22 protein-coding genes are annotated in these 26,707 nt (G+C 63.1%); 6 read left to right on the forward strand and 16 right to left on the reverse strand.

Translation table 11 applies throughout. The features are described 5' to 3' along the window. Positions 1 to 48 precede the first annotated feature (48 nt). Both ACR9ZC_RS04190 and ACR9ZC_RS04195 read left to right on the forward strand, forming a co-directional pair. Positions 49 to 702: an HAD-IA family hydrolase gene (locus ACR9ZC_RS04190; protein ID WP_481579245.1), complete on the forward strand. Its 654-nt coding sequence runs from the start codon at positions 49 to 51 to the stop codon at positions 700 to 702. Positions 703 to 929: 227 nt separating this feature from the next. Continuing rightward, a complete protein-coding gene (locus ACR9ZC_RS04195) occupies positions 930 to 1,229 on the forward strand; it encodes a DUF3331 domain-containing protein (RefSeq protein WP_331572914.1) in 300 nt (99 codons plus the stop codon). 23 nt (positions 1,230 to 1,252) lie between these two features. On the opposite strand, the gene choX is transcribed toward ACR9ZC_RS04195, so the two are convergent. The 4 genes from choX to ACR9ZC_RS04215 form a co-directional block, all read right to left on the reverse strand. Beyond that, positions 1,253 to 2,215 (reverse strand): choline ABC transporter substrate-binding protein, encoded by a 963-nt coding sequence (choX, locus tag ACR9ZC_RS04200; protein WP_481579246.1) that lies wholly within the window; start codon positions 2,213 to 2,215, stop codon positions 1,253 to 1,255. Next, positions 2,212 to 3,777 (reverse strand): choline-sulfatase, encoded by a 1,566-nt coding sequence (gene betC, locus ACR9ZC_RS04205; protein ID WP_481579247.1) that lies wholly within the window; start codon positions 3,775 to 3,777, stop codon positions 2,212 to 2,214. The genes choX and betC overlap by 4 nt, the downstream gene beginning before the upstream one ends. Before the next feature lie 224 nt (positions 3,778 to 4,001). Then, positions 4,002 to 4,958, reverse strand: coding sequence for an oxidoreductase (locus ACR9ZC_RS04210; RefSeq protein WP_481579248.1), 957 nt, complete (start codon positions 4,956 to 4,958; stop codon positions 4,002 to 4,004). A 136-nt stretch (positions 4,959 to 5,094) separates the two neighbouring features. Continuing rightward, a complete protein-coding gene (locus tag ACR9ZC_RS04215) occupies positions 5,095 to 6,036 on the reverse strand; it encodes a LysR family transcriptional regulator (RefSeq protein ID WP_481579249.1) in 942 nt (313 codons plus the stop codon). A 178-nt stretch (positions 6,037 to 6,214) separates the two neighbouring features. On the opposite strand from ACR9ZC_RS04215, the gene ACR9ZC_RS04220 reads away from it, so the two are divergent. The 3 genes from ACR9ZC_RS04220 (at position 6,215) to purU (ending at position 9,852) form a co-directional block, all read left to right on the forward strand. Then, positions 6,215 to 7,726, forward strand: coding sequence for a CoA-acylating methylmalonate-semialdehyde dehydrogenase (locus ACR9ZC_RS04220; RefSeq protein ID WP_481579250.1), 1,512 nt, complete (start codon positions 6,215 to 6,217; stop codon positions 7,724 to 7,726). A 154-nt stretch (positions 7,727 to 7,880) separates the two neighbouring features. After that, the gene (locus ACR9ZC_RS04225) at positions 7,881 to 8,819 is read left to right on the forward strand and encodes a choline sulfate utilization transcriptional regulator (protein ID WP_481579251.1); all 939 of its coding nucleotides are present in this window, start codon (positions 7,881 to 7,883) and stop codon (positions 8,817 to 8,819) included. 154 nt (positions 8,820 to 8,973) lie between these two features. After that, positions 8,974 to 9,852 carry a formyltetrahydrofolate deformylase gene (gene purU, locus ACR9ZC_RS04230; protein ID WP_481579252.1) on the forward strand — a complete coding sequence of 293 codons (879 nt, stop codon included), beginning with the start codon at positions 8,974 to 8,976 and terminating at the stop codon, positions 9,850 to 9,852. A gap of 50 nt (positions 9,853 to 9,902) precedes the next feature. Here purU and ACR9ZC_RS04235 read toward each other — a convergent pair whose 3' ends face one another. The 11 genes from ACR9ZC_RS04235 to ACR9ZC_RS04285 form a co-directional block, all read right to left on the reverse strand. Further along, the gene (locus ACR9ZC_RS04235) at positions 9,903 to 11,033 is read right to left on the reverse strand and encodes an acyltransferase family protein (RefSeq protein WP_481579253.1); all 1,131 of its coding nucleotides are present in this window, start codon (positions 11,031 to 11,033) and stop codon (positions 9,903 to 9,905) included. A gap of 314 nt (positions 11,034 to 11,347) precedes the next feature. Next, positions 11,348 to 12,214, reverse strand: a complete 867-nt coding sequence (locus ACR9ZC_RS04240; protein ID WP_440559823.1) for a glycine betaine ABC transporter substrate-binding protein — start codon at positions 12,212 to 12,214, stop codon at positions 11,348 to 11,350. 116 nt (positions 12,215 to 12,330) lie between these two features. After that, positions 12,331 to 13,491 carry an FAD-binding oxidoreductase gene (locus ACR9ZC_RS04245; protein WP_481579254.1) on the reverse strand — a complete coding sequence of 387 codons (1,161 nt, stop codon included), beginning with the start codon at positions 13,489 to 13,491 and terminating at the stop codon, positions 12,331 to 12,333. 27 nt (positions 13,492 to 13,518) lie between these two features. Next, entirely contained in the window at positions 13,519 to 14,760 is a 1,242-nt protein-coding gene (locus ACR9ZC_RS04250) for an aromatic ring-hydroxylating oxygenase subunit alpha (protein WP_481579255.1), read from the reverse strand. 88 nt (positions 14,761 to 14,848) lie between these two features. Next, entirely contained in the window at positions 14,849 to 15,643 is a 795-nt protein-coding gene (locus tag ACR9ZC_RS04255; RefSeq protein WP_481579256.1) for an electron transfer flavoprotein subunit beta/FixA family protein, read from the reverse strand. Beyond that, entirely contained in the window at positions 15,640 to 16,824 is a 1,185-nt protein-coding gene (locus tag ACR9ZC_RS04260) for an electron transfer flavoprotein subunit alpha/FixB family protein (RefSeq protein ID WP_481579257.1), read from the reverse strand. Before ACR9ZC_RS04260 ends, ACR9ZC_RS04255 begins: the two co-directional genes overlap by 4 nt. Before the next feature lie 5 nt (positions 16,825 to 16,829). Beyond that, entirely contained in the window at positions 16,830 to 18,755 is a 1,926-nt protein-coding gene (locus tag ACR9ZC_RS04265) for a (Fe-S)-binding protein (RefSeq protein ID WP_481579258.1), read from the reverse strand. A 2-nt stretch (positions 18,756 to 18,757) separates the two neighbouring features. Further along, complete coding sequence (locus ACR9ZC_RS04270) at positions 18,758 to 20,821, reverse strand: oxidoreductase (protein WP_481579259.1); 2,064 nt, start codon at positions 20,819 to 20,821, stop codon at positions 18,758 to 18,760. A gap of 43 nt (positions 20,822 to 20,864) precedes the next feature. Continuing rightward, positions 20,865 to 21,395, reverse strand: coding sequence for a DUF5943 domain-containing protein (locus ACR9ZC_RS04275; RefSeq protein WP_173255508.1), 531 nt, complete (start codon positions 21,393 to 21,395; stop codon positions 20,865 to 20,867). A gap of 55 nt (positions 21,396 to 21,450) precedes the next feature. Continuing rightward, the gene (locus tag ACR9ZC_RS04280) at positions 21,451 to 22,422 is read right to left on the reverse strand and encodes a dipeptidase (RefSeq protein WP_331572949.1); all 972 of its coding nucleotides are present in this window, start codon (positions 22,420 to 22,422) and stop codon (positions 21,451 to 21,453) included. A gap of 53 nt (positions 22,423 to 22,475) precedes the next feature. After that, positions 22,476 to 23,750, reverse strand: coding sequence for a serine hydroxymethyltransferase (locus ACR9ZC_RS04285; RefSeq protein WP_481579260.1), 1,275 nt, complete (start codon positions 23,748 to 23,750; stop codon positions 22,476 to 22,478). Between the two features lie 390 nt (positions 23,751 to 24,140). Between ACR9ZC_RS04285 and ACR9ZC_RS04290 the strand changes: the two genes are divergently transcribed. Further along, positions 24,141 to 25,169: a GlxA family transcriptional regulator gene (locus ACR9ZC_RS04290; RefSeq protein WP_331572953.1), complete on the forward strand. Its 1,029-nt coding sequence runs from the start codon at positions 24,141 to 24,143 to the stop codon at positions 25,167 to 25,169. Here ACR9ZC_RS04290 and pdxR read toward each other — a convergent pair. After that, positions 25,159 to 26,607, reverse strand: a complete 1,449-nt coding sequence (pdxR, locus tag ACR9ZC_RS04295; RefSeq protein ID WP_481579261.1) for a MocR-like pyridoxine biosynthesis transcription factor PdxR — start codon at positions 26,605 to 26,607, stop codon at positions 25,159 to 25,161. The two genes, ACR9ZC_RS04290 and pdxR, sit on opposite strands and share 11 nt — an antisense overlap. Between the last annotated feature and the right edge of the window lie 100 nt (positions 26,608 to 26,707).

Genomic DNA, 26,707 nt, shown 5'->3' on the forward strand with positions numbered 1-26,707 from the left:
AAACGTATACTCGAACGCATCCGAAATCCATGTCGAGGTTGCGCAACGATGAACGCCCACTCGGAGCACTATCCCAAGGCCATACTGTTCGATTTGCTGACCGCATTGCTCGATTCGTGGAGCTTGTGGAATCGCAGCGCCGGGACGATCGAAGCCGGCCGCGCATGGCGCGCCGAATATCTGCGGCTCACCTACGGATGCGGACGATACGTGGCGTACGAAACGCTCGTCAGACAAGCCGCCGAGAACGTGGGATTGCCGCCGTCCGCGCCGCACGCTCTCGAGGACAACTGGCTGACACTCGAACCTTGGCCCGAGGTCGCCCAAGTGCTGGGCCGGTTGCGCAGCCGCACGAAACTCGCGGTCGTCACGAACTGCTCCGAGCGGCTCGGCAGACAAGCCGCCGCGATCGTGCCTGTCCAATGGGACGCCGTCGTGACGGCGGAAGAGGCCGGCGCCTACAAGCCTGACAAGCGCCCCTACGAGCTCGCGTTGAAAAAGCTCGGCGTGGGCGCGGGCGATGCCGCCTTCGTTGCCGGATCGAGCTACGACATGTTCGGCACCGCCGCGCTCGGGATGTGTACCTACTGGCACAACCGTGTCGGGTTGCCGCTCGCCGCCGGCGCCCAACGTCCCGCAATCGAATCGCCCTCGCTCGATTCGCTCGATGCCTGGGCGAGCCACTTCCACAGTCCCGCGTGATTCCGATCGCCGCATGCCTACACAACGCGCACGCGGCTCAATCGTCGATTAATCCGCCAAAACGTAGTTCCAGCCCAAAAATTAGCCGGAGATTACGAACAATCCGTCAAATATGAAGTAACGACACGTCATTATTGCGCTTTCAAGAATTGTGTTTCTACGGATATAGCGATGTTCGTTCAGCGCGCGGGCGAATACATTTAGGGAGCTCGATTCAAGGAGCTGCAATGAGGACTAGAAAATCTCCCGCCCCCGACCTAAGCCGCGTCCAGATCGAAATACTCGAGCAGTCCGAAAACACGCTCGTGATCCGCTGGGTCGAGCCGGGTCGTTGCCATTATGGCGAGCAGCGCTGGCGCCGCCGCTCGGCCAATTCGTCGGGAACCTGCGTCGTTTCACGCCGTGCCATTCGCCGCGGCGACGCCGTGTTTCGCCCCGCCGAGCGGCCTGCACCGGCCAATGCGTCGGCCATGATTTCGGTGGAAGCGTTCATGCAAGGCGAGACGAGCTGTCCACGGGCAACCTGAGTTAGCCCTGGCCGCCGCTTGCGCTAATGCGCCTCGAGCGATGCTCGGACCGCCTGCAAACCGTTCGCTCCCTTTACCGTCGTGACACCATCGAGCCACTTTTCGAGCATCGCCGGATGAGCCGATAAAGCTTGTCGTGCGGCGGTCTCCAGGCTGGCCTTATCGCGCAGCACGCGCGCGATCATCTGGTTCTCTATCGCCACATCGAACGTCATCTGCTTGAACAGCCGCGCGAGATTCGCGCATTCGCCGGTGAAGCCGCTACGCGCCACCGTATTGACCGTTGCGCCCCCATAGTTGGGACCGAAATAAGTGTCGCCTCCCGATAAATACGTGAGATGAAACTCGGTATTCATCAGATGTGGCTCCCACGCAAGAAACACGATCCACTGTTTCTCGCGCACCGCACGTGAAACCTGGGTCAGCATGCCGGTCTCGCTCGATTCGACGATCTTCCAATCGCCGAGGCCGAACGCTTTATCGGCAATCATTTTCTTGATGTTCTGATTGGCCGGCGCTCCGGGCTCGATGCCGTAAATCCGGCCGCCGAAGCGCGACGCATTGCGGGCGAGATCGGCGAAGCTGTGGACGCCGGCCGCGGCCACGTAATCGGGCACGGCAAGCGTGAACTTCGCCCCGGTCAGGTTGGCCTGCACCACGTCCAACGAATGGGCGTCGATAAACGGTTTGATTAGCGGCGCCTGAGCCGGCATCCAATTGCCGAGAAAAACGTCGATCTGTCCTTTGCGAAGACCTTCATAGGTGATCGGCACGGACAGGTTCTGCACTGTCTGCCGGTAGCCCAGCGCCTTGAGCACGACGCCCGCCATCGCGTTCGTCGCATCGATATCGGTCCAGCCCGGATCGGCCATGCGCACCGACGTGCAGGTCGCGCCGTCGGCCGCGGCAGCCGTCGACGCCCAACTGATGAAGAATGCGGACAAAAGCGACGACAGGCACCAAAAAGCAAGCGTGGTCTTCCTCATTGCGGCTCTCCATGAGAGGCGGTTGGGTTCAGCGCGACGCGGGGCAGGCGCGCCATCGCTTCGAGCGTGTCGAGTTCGAGATGGTTACGCATGAAACGGCGGCTCGCGTCGGAAAACGGTTGCCAGTCCCATGACGCGATCTTCCCCTGCGTCGTGGCTTCGTAGTGAAAACGCCGGCGCCGCTGGCTCACCTGCACCTGTTCGCGCAAGCGCGCCAAATCCCACCGCTGCAGCACGCGCGCACGAAACGCGTCGAGCACGCGGGCCGAACCCGGATCGGACGCCAGGTTATGCAGCTCCCGCGGATCGTCCGCAAGGTCGAATAGCTGATCGGGGTCGGCCGGCGAGTGAATGTATTTGTATCGCCCGTGCCGAATCATCACGACGGGAGCGATCGCGCCTTCGGCGAGATATTCGCCGAAAACCTCGTCATGGCCGTCCTCGCCGCGCAGATGCGGCATCAGACTCGACCCATCGACAGGGTCCGGCCAGCTCCCTCGCGGCTTGCCGCACGCCAGCTCGACGAACGTGGGTAACAGATCGATGTGCGAAACCGATGCTTTGACCCGGGCGGCGGCGAAACGCTGCGGCGCGTGCACGATCAGGGGAACACGGCAAGCGTTTTCGAAGAACGTCATCTTGTACCAAAGCCCGCGCTCGCCCAACATGTCTCCGTGGTCCGACGTCACGACGATGACAGTGTTCTCGGCGAGGCCCGTCGAACGCAGCGCGTCGAGCACCGCACCGAACTGTGCGTCGACGTAGGAAACCGCACCGTAATACGCGTGCCTGGCATTGCGGACCTGCTGCGGCGTCGGTGGCGTGCGGTCGATCTCGCAAACGGCACGCACACGCTTGGAATGCGGATCGCTCTCGTCATGAGAGAGCGACACGGCGGGCATATCGATCTCATCGTCGCGATAGAGGTCCCAGTATTCGCGTGGGATTGCATAGGGATCGTGCGGGTGGGTCAACGAGACGACCATGCAAAACGGCCGATCGTCGATGCCGGCTTCCCGCTCGCGGGCCATGTCATAAAGCTTTTGCTTCGCGCAAAACGCCACCTCATCGTCGAAGTCGAGCTGGTTCGTTCGAACACATGTGCCCGCGTCGATTACCGAACTCATGTTGTGATACCAGCTTGGCCGAACGTCGGGATGGTCCCAATCGGGCACCCAGCCGAAATCCGCGGGATAGATGTCGGTCGTCAGGCGTTCCTCGAAACCATGAAGCTGATCGGGGCCGCAAAAATGCATCTTTCCCGAGAGTACCGTGCGATAGCCGGCAGCCCTCAGATAGTGTGCGAAGGTCAAGGTCTGGGCGGGCAATTCGGCTGCGTTGTCGAATGCGCCGATCGCGGAAGGCAGTTTCCCCGCCATGAATGCGAAGCGCGACGGCGCGCATAGCGGGCTCGCGCAATAAGCCGATTCGAAGACGACGCCCTCGCGGGCAAGCGTATCGATATGCGGCGTCTTCGTGAGGCGATGTCCATAGGCGCCCAACGCGAAGGGCGTCAGTTGATCGGCCATCAGGACGAGCAGATTGGGTTGAGTGGCGTGCATTGTCGATCGATGCGGATTCGATGGTTCGAATAGTCAGGAGTCCGTGGTAGACGGCGTTTGGCCGCGCAAAACGCACCGAGCGGGCGGCATGCGACATGCGCGACATCGAATCCACTATTGCGCTTCAATATGTGCTTGAGAAGCGCTGGGGCGTTATGTGCTCATAAGGTGGGCTTATGGCTGCGAGCGGCCGTCCGCGCTTACGGAGGGCCGCGTGTCGCGGCTCAAACGGGAAGGCTTACGCCGGTCAGTTTTTCGCAGACCTCGATCAGACGGTCCCCCGCCGCAACGTCGCGTGCACGCCGCGCGACGCGAGCGTTCCCTACGCGCTCGCCGCGCATTTCCATCAAACCTCGAGGGCCGTAATAGCCCCCGCTGATGGCTGCGTCCGAGGTTGCCGCGAAAAGCGTCGGCAACGCGCCGGCGTAGTCGCTATTGAAAAGAAGTCCGATGAGCCCGCCGACCATCCCGCGTGCTGCACGCTCGACGGCCGGTCGGTCCGAGCCGCGAAAAAGATTGGTATTCGCCACGCCCGGGTGGACGGCAATCGACATGATGGGCGAGTGGGCCGCGCTCAACCGCCTGGCGAGCGCGAGTGCAAAGATCAGATCGGCCAGCTTCGATTGACGGTAGGCCGCCATCGGTGAATACGATCGCTTCGATTGAAGATCGTCGAACGCCAGACGTCCGCCCTTATGCGCGATGGATGCGACGGTCACGATGCGAGGCGGCTCGCTGGCCTGAGCCGCAGCCTGCTCGATAGCCGGAAAAAGCAACGCGGTCAACGCGAAATGGCCGAGGGCATTGACACCGAATTGAAGCTCGAAACCGTCGGCGGTCGTGCGCCGGCGCCGCGGCGCCATGACACCGGCGTTATTCACGAGTACGTGCAAGGGGCGCTGCCGCGCGAGTTCGGCCCGGGCGAATGCCCGCACCGATGCCAGCGACGCGAGGTCGACGATCGCGATCTCGACGTCGGCGGCGGGTATTTCGGCTCGAATCGCGTTTGCCGCGCGCTCGGCGCGCTGCAAGTCGCGGCAAGCGAGCACGACCTGCGCGCCCTTGCGCGCCAGCACACGCGCCGCCTGATATCCGATGCCGCTGTTTGCACCGGTAATCAGGACGCGCTTGCCGGTCTGCTCGGGGAGATCGGAGACGGTCCAGGACTGGGCGTTCTTCATCGGCGCTCCCGTTATGGGTACAGTTGGCATCGAAGACTAACACTGGCAACGGGCCGCGTGGTTACGGGGTTGCCGAGCAACGGAGGCGTAGCGCATTGGCCCGCTGGAACCGGGGTGACGTCTGCAGCTTCGCCAATCATTCCAGCGGAAATCCATCCCTGAACGCTTGCCGCAAGAACTCGGTAAAGCACTTGACCGCGCGTGCCACCTGTACGCCGTGCGGTCGCACCACATGCAGTTGCGAAGCGAATGCGCCCACCGGGCGCCAGTTATTCAACAGCATGGAGAGCTTGCCCGCTTGTAAGGCGGATTGCGCGGTGAAGTCCGGCAACAGCGCAATGCCGAGATGCTCGAGTGCGGCATCGCGCAATGCCTCGCTGTTGTTCGCCGATACCGGTCCATTCACCGTCACATTGACGCGCGACTTTTCGTTGCGTCTGCCGACTTTCTCGAAAGACCACACGCCGGAACCCACTGGGCGCGGATAGTAAAGGCAATCATGCTGCGCAAGATCGCCAGGCGCCTGCGGCGTGCCGCGCCGCTCGAGGTACGCGTGCGTCGCAGCGATCACGGAGCGCGTATCGCAGAGCTTCCAGGCCACATGGGTATCCGGCACGTTCGCGCTATGGCGGATGGCAAGATCGAAACCCTCGCTCGCAATCGAGGTAAGCCGATCGGACAGCTCGAGCTGCACCCTGACCTCCGGATACGCGCGCGAGAACTCGGCGAGGCGCGGCACGAGTTGCTGGCGCGCGAACGCGACCGGCGCAGTGACGCGCACCGTCCCACGCACCGCATCGGCCAGTTCACGCACGCTCGCGAATGTGGCGGCGATGCGCTCGAAGTCCTCCCGTGTGTCGTCGACGAGCCGCCTGCCCGCTTCAGTGAAACGCACGCTGCGGGTGGTGCGCTGCACCAATACCACCCCCGCTGCCCGTTCGAGCTCCGCGATGCGGTGGCTGACCGCCGCCTTGCTGACCCCGAGCCGAGCTGCTGCCGCCGTGTAAGTACCCTGCGACGCCAGCACGTTGAGCCAATGCAAGTGGGTCCAGAGCGCTTCGATCTTTTGCGTATCCATATATGGAAGCCCGTAGCACGCCGATAAGCCTGCCGATGATAGCACCGCGTCGAGCTATGTTTTACGCATCGCTCATTGATTGTTCGCCGGAAAAAACAATCAATTCAGTTGGAGAGGCTTTGCATGCGGCCCCCGCATTCGTACACTGTCAGCATCAACCCACCCGTGAGGAGACGAAATGCAGCCCTATGCCGATTCCGCAGACGTGATTCACTTCATTGGCGGTAAAACCGAGCGTGGCGCGGGCGATCGCACGCAGGCAGTCTTCAATCCGGCGACAGGCACGGTGGCCCGCCGCCTCGTGCTCGGCACCGCAGCCGACGTCGATGCCGCCGTGGCGAGCGCGAAAGCCGCGTTCCCGGGCTGGCGCGACACGCCGCCGATTCGGCGCGCACGCGTGCTGCTGCGCTTTCTCGAGCTCATGAATCGTCACAAGGACGAACTTGCGGCCATCATCGTCGCCGAACACGGTAAGGTCTTCTCCGACGCCCAGGGCGAAGTCGCGCGCGGCATCGACGTCATCGAATTCGCCGCGGGGATCCCGCAACTGCTGAAGGGCGACTACACGGAACAGGTCTCCCGCGGCATCGACAACTGGACCGTGCGGCAACCGCTCGGTGTCGTTGCCGGCATTACGCCCTTCAACTTCCCCTGCATGGTCCCCTGCTGGATGTTCCCCGTCGCGCTGGCCGCCGGCTGCACGTTCATTCTGAAGCCGAGCGAGCGCGACCCGTCGGCATCGCTGCTCATGGCGCGTCTGCTGAAGGAAGCGGGCCTGCCCGATGGCGTGTTCAACGTCGTGCAGGGTGACAAGGTCGTGGTGGATGCGCTGCTCGAGCACCGGGACGTGAAGGCGGTCAGCTTCGTCGGCTCCACCCCGATCGCCAACTACATCTACGAAACGGGGGCCAAGCACGGCAAACGCGTGCAGGCGCTGGGCGGTGCGAAGAACCACCTGGTCGTGATGCCGGATGCGGACATCGATCAGACGGTGGACGCATTGATCGGCGCGGGCTACGGTTCGGCCGGCGAGCGCTGCATGGCGATCTCCGTCGCCGTGCTGGTAGGCGAGGTGGCCGACAAGATCGTGCCGCGCCTTGCCGAGCGCGCGCGCAAGCTCGTCGTGAAGAACGGCATGGAGCCCGACGCGGAAATGGGGCCGGTCGTGACCCAACAGGCGCTCGAGCGCATCGAAGGCTATATCGCGACGGGCATCGAAGAAGGCGCGACGCTCGTGGTCGACGGCCGCGGCCTGAAGGTGCCGGGCCACGAAAACGGCTTCTTCACGGGCGGGACGCTGTTCGACGATGTCACGCCCGAGATGCGCATCTATCGCGAGGAAATCTTCGGCCCGGTACTGGCGTGCGTGCGCGTGAAGGATTTCGCCGAAGCCGTGCAACTGATCAACGACCATGAGTTCGGCAACGGCGTGGCGTGTTTCACGCGCGACGGCCACGTGGCCCGCGAGTTCGGCCGGCAAATCGAAGTGGGCATGGTCGGGATCAACGTACCGATTCCTGTGCCGATGGCCTGGCACGGGTTCGGTGGCTGGAAGCGAAGCCTGTTCGGCGACATGCACGCCTATGGCGAGGAAGGCGTGCGTTTCTATACGAAACAAAAATCGATCATGCAGCGCTGGCCCGAAAGCACCGAGAAAGGCGCGGAATTCTCGATGCCTGTCGCGAAGTAAGCCGCAACGCGTCACCGCGCGTTGGATTCGCGCGGCGACGACACGATTGCCCGGAACCCGGAAACTCCCTAATATCGGAGAGGATTGCCCTACTCGCTTCGTACTCCTTCACTTTTTCACACTGTTTGTTATCCGACCGCGGTCGGAGGCCGGCATGAACGATCGATTTCGTCGCCCCGACAGCTTGCCGCCTATGCAGGCAGTCTTCGTGTTCGAAGCGGCGGCTCGCTTGTCGAGCTTCACCGCCGCTGCACGCGAGCTCGGTTCGACCCAGCCCGCGGTGAGCCAGCGTATCGTTCAACTCGAAACCGATCTTGGCGTCCCGCTCTTCGAACGCAGTCATCGCGGCGTGAGATTGACCGCGGACGGCATACATCTTTTCGAGGCAGTGAAGAAGAGCCTCGACGAAATCCGGCATGCCGCCGCGGATATCCGAATCCGCACGGCGCATGGCACACTCACGATCCTGACCGACTTCGGTTTCGCGACCTACTGGCTCATGCCGCGTCTGGCCGAGTTCAAGCGCGCCGTGCCCGGCGTCAACGTCAAGATCGTCACCTCGCAGGAAGGCTTCGATCCTGAGCGGGATCGCGCCGATATCGCGATCGCTTTCGGCTCGGGAGATTGGTCGCCTTATCGCTCGACACGCCTTTTCCCCGAACAGGTGACCCCTGTTTGTACGCCAGCCTTTCGAAATGCGCACCCGGACATCCCGAGCCCGGCGGACCTTCGCGCGTTGCCGCTGCTGCATGTGCAGCCGACGCACCCTGAACGCTGGCTCGACTGGACAGGCTGGTTTGCCGCGCATGACCTCGGCGCGCCGCCGGAAGACCAGGGCATGACGTTCAACAGCTACGCGCTCGTGATCCATGCCGCGCTCTCGCATCAAGGCGTGGCGCTCGGCTGGGTGCCGCTTATCGACGAGTTGGTTGCAACGGGACAACTCGTGCGCGTGGCCGAGCCCCCCGTGATCACCGAGCGCGGCTATTTCCTCGTCTGCCCCGCCGCGCGCCCGGAAGCGCCGGCTGCACCCGCGTTCCGGCGGTGGCTCTTCGCCGCCTGCGGCTGCGCCGCAAACGCCGCGCCCTACTGACGGGCCGATCGTTGACGGGCCGATACCAACGGGACGGCGTTTCGGTTCTATCCCGCGCTTCTTTCACCTGATTTACTTCGGCATGCTACGCGCCGCATCCGCATTCCACCGCGGTAGCTCGCGCATTTCCCAACGAGATTCAGAGGCCACGCGCATGCCATCGACCGATCGCACTCATCAGTTCATTTTGACGCTCGATTGCCCCAGCGCCGCGGGGCAGGTCGCCTCCGTGGTGGGACTGCTCGACAAGCATCAGGGTTATGTCGACGAACTGACCGTCTTCGATGACGACAGCAGCGAGCACTTTTTCATGCGCTGTGTCTTTCACGGGGCGCGCCGCGACGGGGCAGCGCTCGACATCGACGCGTTGAAAAAAGAGTTCGCGCCGATTGCCGATCGGTTTCGCATGCAGTGGGCCATCCACGATGCGAACATGCGACCGAAGGTGCTCATTTTGGTGTCCAAGCTCGAGCACTGCCTCGCCGACCTGCTGTTCCGCTGGCGCATGGGCGAGTTGAAGATGGATATCGTCGCAGTGGCTTCGAATCACACGACGCTCGAACCCCTGGCGCACCAGCACGCGCTCCCGTTTCATCACCTGCCGATTACGCCCGAAACGAAGGCGCAGCAAGAGGCGCGGATTCTCGATCTCTTCGATACGACCGGTGCCGAACTCATGGTGCTTGCGCGCTATATGCAGATTCTTTCGGGCGAAACCAGTCGCAAGCTTGCCGGACGCGCGATCAACATCCATCACTCGTTCTTGCCGGGCTTCAAGGGCGCCAAACCTTATCACCAGGCGCATGCGCGCGGTGTGAAACTGATCGGCGCAACGGCGCATTTCGTGACCGACGATCTCGACGAGGGGCCCATCATCGAACAGGTCGTCGAGCGGGTCGACCACTCGCATCGGCCCGAACAGTTGCTTGCGGTGGGCCGGGATGTCGAGTGCATCACGCTCGCGCGTGCCGTCAAGGCATTCATCGAGCGACGTGTATTCATCAATGGCGATCGGACGGTCGTCTTGCAGTGAGAGAAATCGAATGCGAGCGGCTATGCGGTCGGTTCGAACAGTCGAGCGAGTCAACGGATGCCTGCAACCGGAGCGTCTGACGGTACGTCGTAGGATGCTTGTACATTTTTTGTCGACGGGCGCTCCCACCTGCGCGACATGCGGTTGACCCGGTCGCGGCACGGCGCTTCGACGAACCGATAGACGACGTGTGCAAGGAGGACCGAGCCCACGAGATAGACAGCCGTAGTGGCCAGAACGGCCGCGAGCGGACGAGGGTGGAGTCCAGCGAGGGGAGCGAACAGCGGGCCGAGCAGATCCGCGTGCACGAGGTAAAGCGAATACGATACCTTGCCAAGCGACTGCCACATCGGACGTTGAAAGAATCGTGCAGCGGGTCCTTCATCGGAGGCTACGGCCGCGATCAAGAACACAAAGACGACGGGCGCGGCAAATGCAAGGCCGCGCACCGAGCCCGCGAGATTCATGTAGACCAGCACGGCAGCGGCCACAACGAGCTGTGCATGTCCTCGAGATAAAGCACGCACTATGTGCGTGTCGCGGTATTCAGCGAGCAGTGCACCGAGGAAGAATCCGACGACACATCGCGCCCAACCGAACCGGAAGGTGAGTTCGAGGCATCGACCGCGATGCAAACAGTCCTCTTGCATGGTCGAAGCCCAGACGCATATCGCCCACGCAGAAAGCGCACATACCGCAAGGATCGCCACGCGGTGTCGTCCCCTTGCGAGTATGCAGATCGCCGCGAACATCAGATAGACATAGAACTCGTCCGCGGACGACCAGCTTGCAAAGTCTCCGACGAGATGATCGAACAAGTTGAACCCGTGAACCATCGTCAGGTTTGCCACGAATTCGCTCAGGGGCGGCAGCCCGACAGGGTGCGCGGAGAGGATCCAGGCGACGAGGTTCCAGTTTGCGATGTACAGCATCAACCCTACAAGATGGACGGGCCATAAGCGGCCGAGCCGCCGGACCACGAACGTAGGGAGATCGGCGATGCGCTGGAGCCGCGAGCCGTAGGTGGCGCAGATGACGAACCCGCTCAAAACGAAGAAGAGATCGACAGCCAGGTAACCGTTGTCGAATATCGGCGGCTGCGTGATTTTGGCATGGTAAAGCACGACAAGAAGCGCCGCGAGGCCGCGCATACCTTCCAGGCTTTTTATTGGGCGGTTCATCAGCGACCTTTTGCCGTGTCAATTGCCGGCCGGGAGCAAGGTGCCTGTTATGGCTACGCTTCGACACTGAGCCCCCGTCGAAACGACATGCCCCCGCTTTCAATCCCCGTGTGCTCGCATGGTTACGTGGAAAGTCGCGGGATAACGTGCGGGACGCCACAAAAAAACCGATCTTTCCAATCCCGGAATCGTCGGCACGCCGGAAGGCCAGGCTTTGTCCGCGCTTCCCTGATATCGAACCTCAGCCCCAAAAAGATTACGCCCGGCATCGTTCCAAAATGCCGGGCGCTCAGTCGCTTCGCTAAGACGATCGATTACTGCGAACCGGCCACCCACTCGTTGATCCGGTCCTTATGCGCGGCGATCCACGTGTTCGCCGCATCTTGCGGCTTCGCACCGTTTTGCGTCGCCAACATCACGCTGTCGATCTCGCCCGGCTTCCACTGGAATTTCTTCAGGAACGCCACCACCTGCGGTGCCTTCTTCTCCAGCCCCGGATTCACGACGTTGTCGACGTGCTCCGCTCCGCCGAATACCTTCTTCGGGTCCTCGAGGAACTTCAGCTTCCACTTCGCGAACATCCAGTGCGGCGCCCAACCCGTCACGATCACCGGCTTCTTCGCGTTTTCCGAGCGAGCCAGCTCGGCCGTCATCGCGCTGCCCGAACTCGGCATCAGCGTGTAGTTGAGGCCATAGTTCTTGATCGCTTCCTCCGTCTTGCGCATCACGCCCGCGCCCGCGTCGATGCCGACGATGCGGCCACCGAACGCACCCTTCTCGGTGTTGAGATCGTCAATGCTGTTCGCCTTGGCGTAGGCGGGAACGATCAGACCGATCTTCGCATCGTTGAAGTTCGGGCCAAGATCTTCCACCTTGCCCTTGAACTCTTCCCAGTACGAGCCGTGCGTGACCGGCAGCCAGGCGGACAGCGTCGCATCCAGATCGCCGCGGGCCACACCTTGCCACATGATGCCCGCTGCCACCGGCACGAGCTGTACCGGATAACCGAGCCGCTTTTCGATGACTTGCGCGGCAACGTTCGACGTTGCGACGCTGTCGTCCCATCCCTCGACGTAGCCGATCTTGATCGTCGGCTTGCTATCGGCCGACGCGGAAAACGCCGTACAGGCGAGACCGGCTCCAATAATAGCCGTCAGCACCAACTGCTTGATAAGTTTCATGTTCAGGTCTCCTGATCGTCGAGATCAGCGCATCTAAGGAGTCTCTAGAGTGCGCAGCCATTAAAACGCGGTAGTCAAGTTTTCCGACACCGTCTTGTCCGTAAACGACGTTTCTTTTATTTATCGATGACGAGATCCGTCAGAGGTTTACTACAGCACAGCAAAACCATGCCCTGGTCGATTTCGCGCTGACGAATTCCACCGTTGTGCTTCATCTCGACCTGCCCCGACACGAGTTTGACCTTGCACGTGCCGCACATGCCTTGCGTGCAGGAGGACGGCAAGCGCACGCCTGCCTGCCGTGCCGCGTCGAGTACGTGTTGATCGGCCGCGCATTCGATTTCGCGTCGGCTCTTCGCAAACGAAACGGCAAAACGCTCGCCGGCGGGCGCCGCATCGGAGACGGCCGGCGACGCTACGACGGCGTCCAGCTCGGGCGCCACCGTTTCCTCGAACGAAAAACTCTCTTCGTGATACTGGCTGCGATCGAACCCGGCATCCGTCAGCATCTTGCGTACGGCCTCCATATACGGCGCCGGGCCGCACGTGAAGATTTCGCGCTCCATGAAATCCGGAGCGATGAGCGAAAGCAGCGGCAAGGTCAGAAAGCCGGTGATACCGGACCAATTGCTTCGTTGCCCTATCCGTTCGCAGACGAACGCAGTCCGGAAATTCCGGTGGTTCGATGCGATCAGATCGAGCTCGCGCGCGAAGATGATGTCGTCGGGCGTCCTGGCGCTATGCAGAAAAACGATGTCCCGGTCTTCGCCAAGTTCGTGGTGGGTACGGCTCATCGACATGAGCGGCGTAATGCCCGACCCCGCGGAGAGAAACAAATACTTGCCCGACGGGCGCCGCGCACAGGTGAACACACCGGCAGGCCCCAATACGCGCACGGCATCGCCGGCGCGCAGATTGTCATGCAGCCAGTTCGACACCTTGCCGCCCGGCACGCGCTTGACCGTGATCGAGATCGTATGGGGGCGCGTGGGTGCCGACGAAATCGTGTAACAGCGATTGATCGTTTCGCCGTCGATTTCGAGTTCGAGCGTCACGAACTGCCCGGGCTCGAAGACGAACGTCCGCCCTTCCCGCGACATGAAGAAAAAGCTCTTCACGTCATGCGTTTCCTCGCGTACCTGGCAGCACACGAGCGTTTCCTCGTCGTCGCTCGTCCACCGCTCACCCAGCCGGCTCCAGAACGCGGGCCGCGTGAGCCGGCTCTCGCCGGGCTCCAACATTTGCGCGTCTCGCATCATCGTATGCCTCGCTTCCATTCCCTTTCGGATGTTTTCCGTTGCCCGTTATGCCGCGATCCCGGCACGCAGACGTCGCACGTACCAATCGCTGAACTTCTCGACGAGACCTTCGGTGAAGGGCGAGTAAGGCCCCGGCTCGTAAGCGCTGCTGCCGATGCCTCGTTGCGAATACTCAACCAGCGTACGGTCCTGATCGTTAGTCGCGTTCCAGACGGCCGTCAGGTTCTCGATGTCGTAATCGACGCCTTCGACGGCATCCTTGTGCACGAGCCATTTCGTACGCACGAGCGTCTTGCCGGCCGACAGCGGAATCACCGTGAAGGCCACGATGTGATCGCTCATGAAGTGATTCCACGAGTTCGGCTGCGTCCAGAACGAAAGGCCGCCCAGATCGGCGCGCTTGAATTCGCCGAGCAGCTTCTTGCTGGCCACCTTCGCATCGAGCGTCTGCGATTCGCCGCTGCGGTCCAGCGGCAGCCGCTGGGTCCGGAAGCCTGTCACATCGGACAGACGTTCGATTTCGACCGACGGCAAATTCATCGCTTCCCATTGCGCAGCACGTTCGAGGCAGGCGCGCTCGAAGGCCGCCATCCCCTCCGCATTCGACGGCGACGGCTGATACCCGAAACCGTACTCGTAAAGCGAGATCGTCAGCTCGGGATGGTTTGCCACGCAGTGATAGCACTCGCGATTGTTCTCCATCGTGAGCTTCCAATTGCCGTCTTCGACCAGGTCCACCTGAACGGCAATCTTGCAGTTGGGCAAGTCGTGCGGAAGCAAATAGGGCTCCATCGCCGCGCGCATCACTTCGAAGTCGCCCGGGGGCTCGTCGGCGAGGCAGATGAAAATGAGGCCCGCGAGGTTCTGCAATGCGACCGGCTTGAGACTATGCTTGCAACGGTCGAACTTCTCCCCCATGTGCTCGGCGAACATCAGCTCGCCGGTCAGGTTGTAAGTCCAGCTGTGGTAGGGGCAGACGATATTGCCCACCGCGCCCTTTTCCTCGTTGCACAGGCGCGCCCCGCGATGGCGACACACGTTGTGAAAGGCGCGAATCGCCATATCGTCGTCGCGCACGATCAGCACCGACTCGCCTGCCAGTTCGACCGTGACATAGTCTCCCGGCTCGGGGATATCGGGCTCCACGGCAACCTGAATCCAGTGTTTGCGGAAAATCGCGTCCATATCGAGCGCGAAGATCTCCTCGCTCCGGTAAAACGGCGCCTCCAGGCTGTAGCCTGGCTTGCGTCGTTCCACGAGTTCGCGAATGGCTGCCGATACGTTCATGTCTACTCCGGATTCGTGACGTCCTGGTTCCAAAACACATTCCACCTGCTCGACGATGCGGCCCGGCGATGGGTCCGCAGCCGTCGATTCAGTAATCGATGAGTCGATGCTCGCGCAAATAACCGAGGATGACTTGCGCTTTTTCGACCGAACTCCCCTCAATTACGACGTTTCCGCCGCGGCTTTCGGTAGTCGTCGCCATCAGCATCCGCGCGTGGCCTGAACGCTTCTCGCTCGCGACGAGCTTGCGCGGCTTGCGTTCCGTCGGCGCAACCGACCAACACGGCGCGTCGAGGTCCTTGCGCGACGCGGGCGGGCCCTGCACGATCGCGCCGTCGGGCACGCGCGCATAGGCGTAGCGCGGCTTCACGTTCGCTTGAGGATGAATAGCGACGACGCACGGCAACGCGACCGCCACCCGCCGGCGCACGCCCTTCGGCATGAACTGCGTGACGGTCGCAAAACCGTCGCCGAGAGTGACATCGAGCGCGGAGCCGACGAACGTGTAGCCGAGCTGCGCCGCCAGCTGGTAGGGCAGCATCCCGGTGTCGTAGGCGCCTTCGGCGCGCGTACCGGTCAGCACGAGCGAAACGCCCCGCAGCCGCTCGGCCAGCGCCGGTATCGGATCGTCGCCGTCGAGTCCCGAAGCGCAATCGATGACTTCGATCCGTCGCGCGCCGAGCGCCAGATAATCGGTGAGCGCTGGATTCGAGGCGTCGCCCGCATGGAGCACCTCGACCGAGCAACCTTTGGTTTGCTCGAGTCCGCGCGCAACTTCGAGCGCGGCCGCGTCGTTTCGGCTATAACAAGGCGCCGCGCTGACGCGATGCCTGCCGACCGAGACGAGCACCGCGATGCGTGCGTCATTCATCGCTGCGTTCATGCGGCTACTCCTTCGTTGAGCGTCGCGCGCGAGGATGCCGTGCCCGCCGCCGGCTGCGCGGCGCGCGCGGCCGTTACGGCTTGGGTCAGCGCGGCGATGGTCGCCTGCGCGTCGCCGACGAGCGTCAAATCGGCGCGCTTCGCGATCGGTGCGCTGGCGTCGAGGTTCACGGCGATCACATGGCGACAGTCTTTGATCCCTTGCAAATGCTGTACCGCGCCGGAGATCCCGAAAGCGATATAGACACTCGCGCTGACCGTCTTGCCCGTTGCGCCGACTTGCTTGTCGCGCGTGAAATAACCGTTGTCGACCGCCACGCGGCTGGCGCCTATCGCCGCTCCGAACGCACTTGCGAGCCCCTCGAAAGCCGCAATATCGGTCACCCCGTTGCCTGCTGAGACGATGAAGTCCGCCTCCTCGAGCGCGACCTCGGCCGCATCGAGCTGAACCGTGCCGAGGTCGCGATAGAGTTGGTCGCGCGTATCGACGACGCCCTCGGCCGCCGATTCCGCCGGCAATTGGGCGCGCTCGCCGGCGCCAACGAATGGCAGCTTCGAAGAGACGGCGTCCGCGGCGAGCAGCACCACATCGGGCCACGCACGCGACGCGAACTGTCGTTGAGCGTCGACGTAAACACCCACGTGCGACGCATCGATTTCCACTACCTGCGTGGCGATGCTCGCCCCCGCTAGCGCCGCATAGCGGCGTCCGAGATCGCCGTCTCCGGTGGCGTTATCGGGCATCAGGACATGCGCCGGCGAAAACGCGGCAACGCACGCCTTCAGCGCGGCAACGGCGCGATCGGGCGCGAAAACCGGACGGCCCAGCGCCGGCAATTCGATGACTTTATCCGCGCCCAGTTCGGCGGCATCGTCCGTCAGTTCACCGAACACGACGAGCACGACTTCAGTACGCGCATCGGCAACGATCGCGGCGGCGGCCACGGCCTGTCGCGCATGTTCGTCGAGCGCACCCCGGTCGCTATGCGCGGCCACGAGCAAAACGCGCCCGGCTTGCTCCACGGTGCGGCGCGGCTTCTCGCGCTCGCCGTGCGCGCCCAGACGCGGGATATCGTCCGTCGCGGCGCCCGCCACGTGCTCCTGCCCCAGCGTGATGCGGCGCAGCCCCGACGACGCAATGACGAACGGCCGGCGCGGATCGATACGTTTGATCGGATTCATCGTCTTCACTCCAGCGCCGCTGCAACGAGTTCGGCTACATCGAGCACTTCGGGCCGAGGACCGACCACGCCCTCGAGCATCGCCGTGCAATTCGGACAGCCGACGGCCACGATCTCGGCACCGACCTCGCGCGCATCGGCCATCCGCAAATCGGGAATACGTGCCTTGCCCGGGATATCGGTGAGCGGCGCGCCGCCGCCACCCCCGCAGCAGCGCCCGCGCATACCATGGCGCTCCATCTCCACGACTTTGATGCCGATCGATTTGAGGGCGCGGCGCGGTGCTTCGGTCTCGCCGTTGTAGCGCCCGAGATAGCACGGATCGTGATAGGTGATCCGCTTGTCCGCGAGCGCGGCCGATGCTTTCGGCGACAATTTCCCCGATTGCACGAGCTCGGCAAGAAGGCTCGTATGATGCTGGACCGTATAACGCGCACCGAGCGCGCGGTATTCGTTGCGCAGGCTGTGCATGACGTGCGGATCGGCCGTGACGATGCGTTTGAAGTTCAATCCATCGAGCGTTGCGATCAGGCGCTTGGCCATGCGCTGGAACGTTGCCTCGTCGCCAAGGCGGCGCGCGACGTCGCCGGTGTCCGTTTCGTTGGGCCCCAGCACGGCGTAATCGATGCCCGCCCGGTTCAGCACCTTGACCAATGCACGCAGCGTGCGCTGATAGCGCATGTCGAACGCGCCTTCGCCCGCAACGAGCAATACGTCGACAGACTTGCCCGGTTCAGCGATGCGTGCGTTCAAGTCGACGGCCCAGTCGTAGCGCGCCGCGATGTCGTAGCCGCCGGCACTGCCCGTCTCGCGCAGATTGGCGAGTACTTCGGGCGCCTTGCCCGGCAGATCGCCCTCGGTGAGCGTGCGATTGCGGCGCATATCGACGATTGCGTCGACGTGCTCGATCAGCATCGGACACTCCTGAACGCAGGCGCGGCATGTCGTGCAGGACCAAAGCGTGTCGGCTTCGATCAAACCTGAGACGATCGGCAGATCCGGCTGGCCGCCATGCTTGCCGAGCGCGATGCCCGGGGTGGGGCTGCCCGCATAAGCGGCGTCCGTGCCGCCCACCATGCCGGTAACCAGGTCTTGAATCAGCTTCTTGGGGTTGAGCGGCTGTCCTGCCGCGAACGCTGGGCACGCCGCTTCGCATTTGCCGCATTGGACACATGCGTCGAAGCTCAAAAGCTGGTTCCAGCGGAATTCGACAGGCTTGCCGACGCCGTACTCGCGAGCATCGAGCTCCGGCATCTTGAGCGCCGTCGGCGGGACGACACCGGGCTTGTCAGTTTCCGCCGCGCCAGTGCGGAAGCGTTCCTGACGCGGGTGGAAGGCGAGATGAAGAAGGCCCGCGAGCGCGTGCTTCATCGGCCCGCCGCGCGCGGCACCGACGGTCATCGCAAAGGCGCCGATCGCGATCAGGACCGCGATGATGACAGCGACGAAGCCCGAGGCGGCCGCGCTCGGCACGACGGCGAGCAAGGTCAACCCGAGTGCGAAGGAGCCGAGCAGCCAGGGCAGCGCATTCCACGGCCCGCGCGAAAGCCTGGCCGGCATCGCACGTTGGTCGCGCCGGCGGCGCCAGACGAAGACCGCACCGATCAGCATCGTCACGGCGGCCACGCCGATGAGCTTATCGAGCCACGGCGAGTAAATCGCGAGCCCGTAGTTGACGAAGACGAGCGCGAGCGCCGCGATGGCCCCTCCGGCCGTCGCCACGTGCGTCTTCGCGATGTAGGGATCGCGTGCAACCACGTGATGCAGATCGACGAAGTACCGCTTGGGAATCGTAAAGAGATTGGCCACCCCGAATGCGCCGGCCGGCGTTGCGCGCCCCACGCGCCAATATGCGGCGCGGCGCGCGAGCGCGTAGGCGAGGCCGGCCATCGAGAGCCACAGCAACCCTGTGATGACGAACGCCGGGCTCATGATCAGAAGTCCTTGCAAAGACGAAGCGAATCGTAGATTGCGCCGTGGATGTTATGCATCGAGATGCAGTCGCCCACGCGGAACAGCAGGAACCGGCCGTTGCCGAGTTCCTCCGAGAGGCACGGCTGCGGCTCGGCCGCGAACAGCTTGTGCACATCGGTCTGTCCGCGGTTCAGCGACTCGGGTTTGAGCTTCCAATAGAGTCCATCGTTGGGCGTGCTGCCGTTCTCGATCACGACCTGATCGACGGCGCGCTCCTCCTGCTCCTCGGTATACTCGTTTCGAAGCACGGCGATTTTTTTGCCGTCTTCCTCGTACACGCGATCGAGCCAATAGTTCGGCGTATGGATCACGCCCTCCGCATAGAGGCGCCGATAGAAAATCGGGAACGTGGTGCCGCCGCAATCGTCGGCTACTTTCACATCGGGCGTCACGATCTCGACTTTCGAGCCGCGGCTCGCGATGAAATCGGCTACCCCGGCACCGGCATGTGTGCTGACGCCGTCGTAGACGAGCACGTTCTTCATCGGCTCGACACGGCCCGACAGGATGTCCCACGAGCTCACTGCGAGCCCCTGGGCGACACCCCAGTCCTGTACCTGGTCGGAGAATGCGCGACCGCCCGTGGCCAGCACGATGATGTCCGGTTTTTCCGCCATGATCGCCTTCTCGTCGGCCTCGACGCCGAGACGCCTATCGACGCCCAGACGTTTCGTCTCCATGTCGAACCAACGGACGATGCCGGCCATCTGCTCGCGCTGCGGCGCCTTCGAGGCGAGGACGATCTGACCGCCCACTTCGGTATGCTTTTCGAACAGCACCACGTCGTGGCCGCGCGAGCGGGCAACACGTGCCGCTTCCAGACCCGCGGGACCGGCACCGACCACCACCACCTTGCGGCGCGGACCACGCGACTTCTCGATGACGTGCGGCATCGTCGCTTCGCGCGAGGTTGCGGCGTTCTGCACGCACAGCACGTCCAGGCCGTTGTACTGGCGGTCGATGCAGTAGTTGGCACCGACGCATTGCTTGATCTCGTCTTCGCGGCCGTCCCGGATTTTGATGACCATATGCGGGTCGGCAATTTGCGCGCGTGTCATGCCGACGAGATCGATCATGCCCGAGGCGAGCAGCCGCTCGGCCTGTCCCGCATCGCGGATGCTTTGCGCGTGCATGACGGGAATGTCGACGACCGACTTGATGCCTGCGGCCAGATGCACGAATGGCTCGGGCGGCAGAGCCATCGGCGGCATGCAGTTGGCGAGCGTATTGTGCGTATCGGCACCGGAGCCGATGACGCCGAGGTAATCGATGAGCCCCGTCTCGGACATCGCGTGGGCGATTTCCTTCAGTTGCTCGTGATCGAGACCGTCTTCATGGAATTCGTCACCGCACATGCGCAGACCGACGACGAAGTCCGGCCCGACTGCTTCGCGCACCGCGTTCAGCACCTCGACGCCGAAGCGCAGACGGTTCTGCAGACTACCGCCCCATTCGTCGGTGCGAAAATTCGTACGCGGGCTCCAGAACTGGTCGATCAAGTGCTGGTGCGCCGCCGAGATTTCGATCCCGTCCATCCCCGCATCCTTCACGCGCTTCGCGGCGCTCGCGAAGTCGGCAATGATCCGGCGGATTTCTTCGACCTCGATGATCTTCGCGTTGCCGCGGTGCACAGGCTCGCGAACGCCGGAAGGCGACATCAGATGCGGCCAGTGTTCTCCGTGAAACGCGGAGCGGCGCCCCATGTGCGTCGCCTGGATCATGATCTTGGCGCCGTGACGATGCATCGCCTCGGCCAGTCGCGACAGCGGATCGACGATGCGGTCGGTCGCCAGGTTGACGGATTTCCACCAGCCCTGCGGGCTGTCGATCGATACCGGGCTCGACCCGCCGCACACCGCCAGACCGACGCCGCCTTTCGCTTTCTCCTCGTAATACCGGATATAGCGATCGCCGGGCAATCCGCCCGGCTCGGCGTAGACCTCCGCATGTGCCGTGCTGACGATGCGATTGCGCAGCGTCAGCTTGTTCAGCGTCATCGGTTTGAACAAATGGGGGTAGCGCATTTCGATCGACCTCGAATCTGTTTCCTTGAGCGGCCTTCGTCGTTCAGACGAGCGGCGACACTTCGAAGACGCAATGCGCGTGGCCCTCGCCCGCGCATCGCACTTCCTGCGATATCGAACGCGGCCCGCGAGAAGCGGCCTCGGCGGTATCGTTGACCCAATCCATCGCGCCCGCGAACCAGCCGGCAAACATGTAGCAGAGCTTGCCGTGCTTGTTGGGCTGCGCGAGAACGAACGACGAGTTCCTCAGTTCGATGCGCGCCCGTGCCGCCTTCGGATCCGCCTCGACGATGCTGAAGAGCCCCCAGCCGCGCTGCGACAACCGCTTCAGGTAGTGCTCGAAGACGGCCATGCCCGAAAGGCCATGCTGCTTCGCTTCCTTGTCGCACCAGTGATAGGCCGACTTGTAACCGGCCTTGTAGAGGATGTCGGCATACGCCTCGCGTCCCAACGCTTCTTCCACGGCGACGTGGTTGTTCGTGAAGAAATGGCGCGGCACATAAAGCATCGGCAGCGCGTCCGTGGTCCAGACACCGGTTTCGGGATCGACGTCGATCGGCAGTTGCGGTTGCATGATTGGCCTGTTGCTGTGTTGTGGGGTGGATGTTCGATTCGGATGCGCGGGCGGCCTATGCGCCCCAAACGTCGCGGAAAACGCGTACCCAGTTCTCGCCCATGATCTTGCGGATGCGCGTCTCGCTCCAGCCCGCGCGCTCCATGGCAGCGGTCAGGTTCGGAAACTCGCCGATCGTCCGGATCCCCTCCGGATTGACGACCTTGCCGAAATTCGTGAGGCGGCGGTAACGGCCCTTGTCGTGTGTGAGCCAATCGAAGAAATCGACGCTGTAGCCCTGCGTGAAGTCCGTGCCGATCCCCACCGTGTCCTCGCCGATCAGATTGACGACGTAGTCGATGGCTTCGATGTAATCGTCGATCGTCGCCTCGATGCCGCGCTTGAGGAACGGCGCGAACATCGTCACCCCGACGAACCCGCCGGCGTCCGCGATCTCTTTCAGTTGCGCATCGCTCTTGTTGCGCGGGTGCTCCTTGAGCCCCGAGGGCAGACAGTGCGAGTAACACACCGGCTTTTTCGAAAAAGCGATCGCTTCGGAAGAGGTATTGCCGCCGACGTGCGACAGATCGACCATGATGCCGACACGGTTCATTTCGGTAATGACTTCGCGGCCGAAGTCCGAGAGGCCGCCGTCGCGCTCGTAGCATCCCGTACCGACGAGGTTTTGCGTGTTGTAGCAAAGCTGCACGACGCGCACGCCCATGTCCGCGAACGCCTCGACATAGGCGAGGTTGTCCTCGAACGCATGCGCGTTCTGAAAGCCCAGGATGATCCCTGTCTTGCCTTCTTTCTTCGCACGCAGGATGTCGTCGGTCGTCCGCACGAGCGTCAGCAGTTCGCCATTGTCGCGAATTTGCTTTTTCATCGAGCCGATGTTGTCGACGGTCTTCGCGAAGTTCTCCCAGACCGATACCGTGCAGTTGGCGGCCGTGATGCCGCCCTTATGCATGTCTTCGAATACCGAACGTTCGAACTTCGAAATGTTCAGACCATCGATGATGATGCTGTCTTGATGCAGTGTGCTCATTTATCGCTCCAGCGTAGGTCGATCGTCGCTTTCGTCGGTTTTGCAGCCCGGTTTCAATAGATCGGGAAGCGCTCGCACAGCGCGAAAATCTCGCGCCGCACGCGTTGTTCCGTCTCGGCATGGCCTTCGGGATGTTGCGTGAGCGCATCGAGCACTTCGAGAATCAGCCGCCCGACCTGCTCGAACTCGGCCACGCCGAAACCACGCGATGTACCGGCCGGCGTGCCGAGCCGCACGCCCGAAGTCACCGTCGGCTTCTCGGTATCGAACGGAATGCCGTTTTTGTTGCACGTGATGCCGGCCCGCTCGAGCGCCGTCTCGACTTGCGTACCCTTCAAACCCTTGGGGCGCAGATCGACGAGCAGCAGGTGGTTGTCCGTTCCGCCCGTGACGAGATCGACCCCGCCCTCGCGCAACACGGCGCCGAGCGCCTGCGCGTTCTCGAGTACGTTACCGATATAGGTCTTGAAGCCCGGCTGCAGCGCCTCGCCGAACGCGACGGCTTTGCCTGCGATCACGTGCATGAGCGGGCCGCCTTGCAGTCCGGGGAAGACCGCGGAATTGATCTTCTTGGCGATATCCTCGTCGTTCGTCAACACGAAGCCGCCTCGCGGGCCGCGCAGTGTCTTGTGCGTGGTCGAGGTGACGACGTGCGCATGCTCGATCGGGTTCGGGTGCCGGCCGGCCGCGATGATGCCGGCGATATGCGCCATATCCACCATCAATTTAGCGCCGACGGCGTCCGCGATAGCGCGAAAGCGTGGGAAATCGAGCACGCGCGGATAGGCGGAGAAGCCCGCGATGATGAGACTCGGCTTGTGTTCGTGCGCAAGCGCTTCGATACGGTCATAGTCGATGCGCAGCGATTCGCGATCCACGCCGTACTGCACCGCGTTGAACCATTTTCCCGAGAGCGCGGGCTTTGCGCCGTGCGTCAGATGCCCGCCCGCGTCGAGCGACATGCCGAGCACCGTATCGCCCGGCTTGGCCAGGGCGAGCATGACCGCGCCGTTGGCCTGGGCGCCCGAGTGCGGCTGGACGTTGGCGTAGCCGGCGTTGAACAGTTGCTTGACGCGATCGATGGCGAGCGTCTCGATGTCGTCGGCGAACTCGCAGCCGCCGTAATAACGCTTGCCGGGATAGCCTTCCGCATACTTGTTGGTCAGCACCGAACCTTGCGCTTCGAGCACGGCTCGCGACACGATGTTTTCCGATGCGATCAGCTCGACTTGCGACTGTTGCCGCTCGAGTTCCTTGAGGATCGCACCGCGTACGGGCGCATCGCGCTCGGCGAGTGACTGGCTGAAAAACGTCTGAGTATTCGACATTGTCCTATCCGTGATGGGTCCGACGCGGCACCCGCTCGCGGGGCCGCCACGGACATGCGTTGGCGACGGCTCTATTCTTCTCGTTCGCCTTCACGCCGGATTGACGAATTCAGACGCGTTCTTTGCCTTTTCCGACACGTTCGTCTGTTTTGGACAAGTCGCGCCGTGGCCGGCTGGCATACGGCGTTCCCGCACCGTCTCGCGTCCGCCTTGCCCGAAACGGGGGCGAAACGGGCACGCTTGCAGTGCAAGGCTGCGGCTGCCGGGTGGATGAAATGTGCGCCCGCATTAGGGTTAGGCCGTATGGCATGCTTGTTGCCCTGGAACCCAAAATGAGACGCCGAGGCTCCCCCAATCGGCCGCGCTATCCCGGATTCGAGGAAGGTCACCATGTCACCCCAGCGTACTGCGTCGCTCGCGAACTTCGCGTTCATGGCGCTGCCGAACTTCACGATGATCGCGTTCTCGAATGCGATCGAAGTTCTGCGGATGGCCAACTATCTGAGCGGCCAGACGCTTTATCGATGGTCCGTGGTCAGCCCGGACGGTGGTCCCGTGATGGCCAGCAACGGGCTCTCGGTCATGACGGAGCCGATCGCATCGCTGCAGGAACAACCCGACATCGTCTTCGTCTGCGGTGGCGTCGACGTGCAACGCGCAACCGATAATGCCCATCTTTCCGCGCTGCGGCGCTTCGCTCACTCGGGTATCGCGCTCGGCAGCCTCTGCACCGGAACCTATGCGTTGGCGCGTTCGGGTCTGCTCGATGGCTACGCTTGCGCGATCCATTGGGAAAACATGTCGGCGCTCAAAGAGGAATTCCCCAATACGCGGTTTCTGAAGGAGCTGTTCGTCATCGATCGAGACCGTGTCACCTGCACCGGCGGTGTCGCGCCGCTCGACATGATGCTGCATCTGATCGCCCCGCGTATCGGTACTGCGCGCGTGACGCAAATCGCCGAGCAGTTCATCGTCGAACATGTGCGCGATACGAGCGCGCAGCAGCGCATGCCGCTCGTGGCACGCCTCGGCTCCGCGAATAAATCGCTCTTCGAAGTCATTGCGCTGATGGAGAGCAATATCGAGGAGCCGCTTTCGCGCGAGGAGCTCGCGCGGCTGGCGAACATGTCACAGCGGCAATTGCAACGGCTCTTTCGCGAGCACCTCGGGATGACGCCGACGCATTACTACCTGACGCTGCGTCTGCGACGCGCGCGCGAACTTCTACTGCAAACCGACATGTCGATCATGCACATCACGATGGCATGCGGATTCCAGTCGGCCTGCCATTTCAGCAAGAGCTATCGCGACGCGTTCGGCACCGCGCCGACACGCGAGCGGCGCAAGCAAGTCGCCCCGCTTGCGCGCGGCAACGCGCCGGCCAGTACCACCTTGGCACGCGATACGCTCATGCACTGACGTTGCCCAGCGCAAGCGCATCGCGCAAGGCCGCTGCCAGCCGCGCCGCTTCCTGCGCCGTTGCGACGTTCGTAAACCCCATCAGCAAGCCTTCCTGTTTCGTCTCCCCGAGGTAGCGTGGCGACAGCGCCTGGCAATTGAGCCCGGCGCGTTGCGCACGTCTGGCAAGCGTTTCGTCGCGCGTCCTCCCCGCAAAGCGGGCCACGAGATGCATGCCGCCGCGCGCGAGATCGATCGTCACCCGCGCGCCGAATGCGTCGGTCAATGCGGCGGCCAACAGCGCGCGGCGGTGGGCATAAAGCGCGCGCATTTTCTTCAGATGCCGCGAGAAATGCCCGTTGTCGATAAAGTCCGCCACGATGGCCTGGGTCGCTCGCGCAACGTAGTTCGGCCAGATCTGCACGGACGCCGCGAACCGCTCGGTCAGCCGCTCGGGCAATACGAGGTAGCCGAGCGATAGGCCCGGGAACAAGACCTTCGAGAAACTGCCGGCATAGATGACGCGATCGGTCGTATCGCGGCTTTTCAATGCCGGCAGGGGCGGCCCGTGATAGTGGAATTCGCCGTCGTAATCGTCTTCCACGATCCACGCTTCATGACGCGATGCCCAATCGAGCAATTGCAGCCGGCGCGGCATCGACATCGACACCCCAAGCGGTGACTGGTGAGACGGCGTGACGACAGCCAGCCGCGCCCTCGGTGCTTCGCGAATGCCTTCGGCGACCACGAGTCCCTCGTCGTCGACCGGCACTGCGCACGGGATCGCTGCCGCGCGTTCGAGCAGCGTTCGCGTCGGCGGATAACACGGATTCTCGATCCAGACGCGATCGCGCGGGCGCAACAGCGTTTGCAAGATCAGTGCGAGGGAAGCGCGGTAGCCCCCCGTCACGAGAACCTGCTCCGCGCGGCACGGCACGCCGCGCGATACGAGCAGATAAGCCGCGATGGCTTGCCGCAACGGCAGGTACCCGCACGGATCGCCGTAGGACAGCTCGGACGGCGAGGTCGCGCGAATGCGTCTTGTCGCGAGGCGCGACCACAGTTTGCGCGGAAAGGCGTCGAGCGCCGGAATGCCAAGCTGCAACGGCGGCGGCTCGGGGTTCGCGGCCATCGCGCCGCGGTCCACCCGCGGCCGGGCGTTGGCCGTCGCCCTCGCCGGCTGCCGTGCCGCGTGCTGCGCAAGATGGGGCGAGACGATAGTGCCGGCAGGGCCCCGCGCGAGCACATAGCCTTCGCCGGCCAGCCGCTGATAGGCGGACTCCACCGTCCCTCGCGCGACACCGAGCTCGCTCGCCAGCGCGCGCGCCGACGCGAGCCGAGCGCCGGGTCGCAGCATGTGCGCGTCGATCGCGTGACGCAAACGGTCGTAGATTTGCTGCGACAACGGGATGCGCCGGTCGATTGGGCCGATCGCCAAAGGTGGGGAAGGCTCTTTCATGGACTAGTCGTTTCGAGCGTTTTTGGCGCTTTTCGGTGGGACATGATACGGCGACACTGCGAGGAACCGTCCACGTTGTTCGTCGACTTCGTCCGTCAAT

This window comes from Trinickia sp. HAY1-2D (assembly GCF_056754935.1).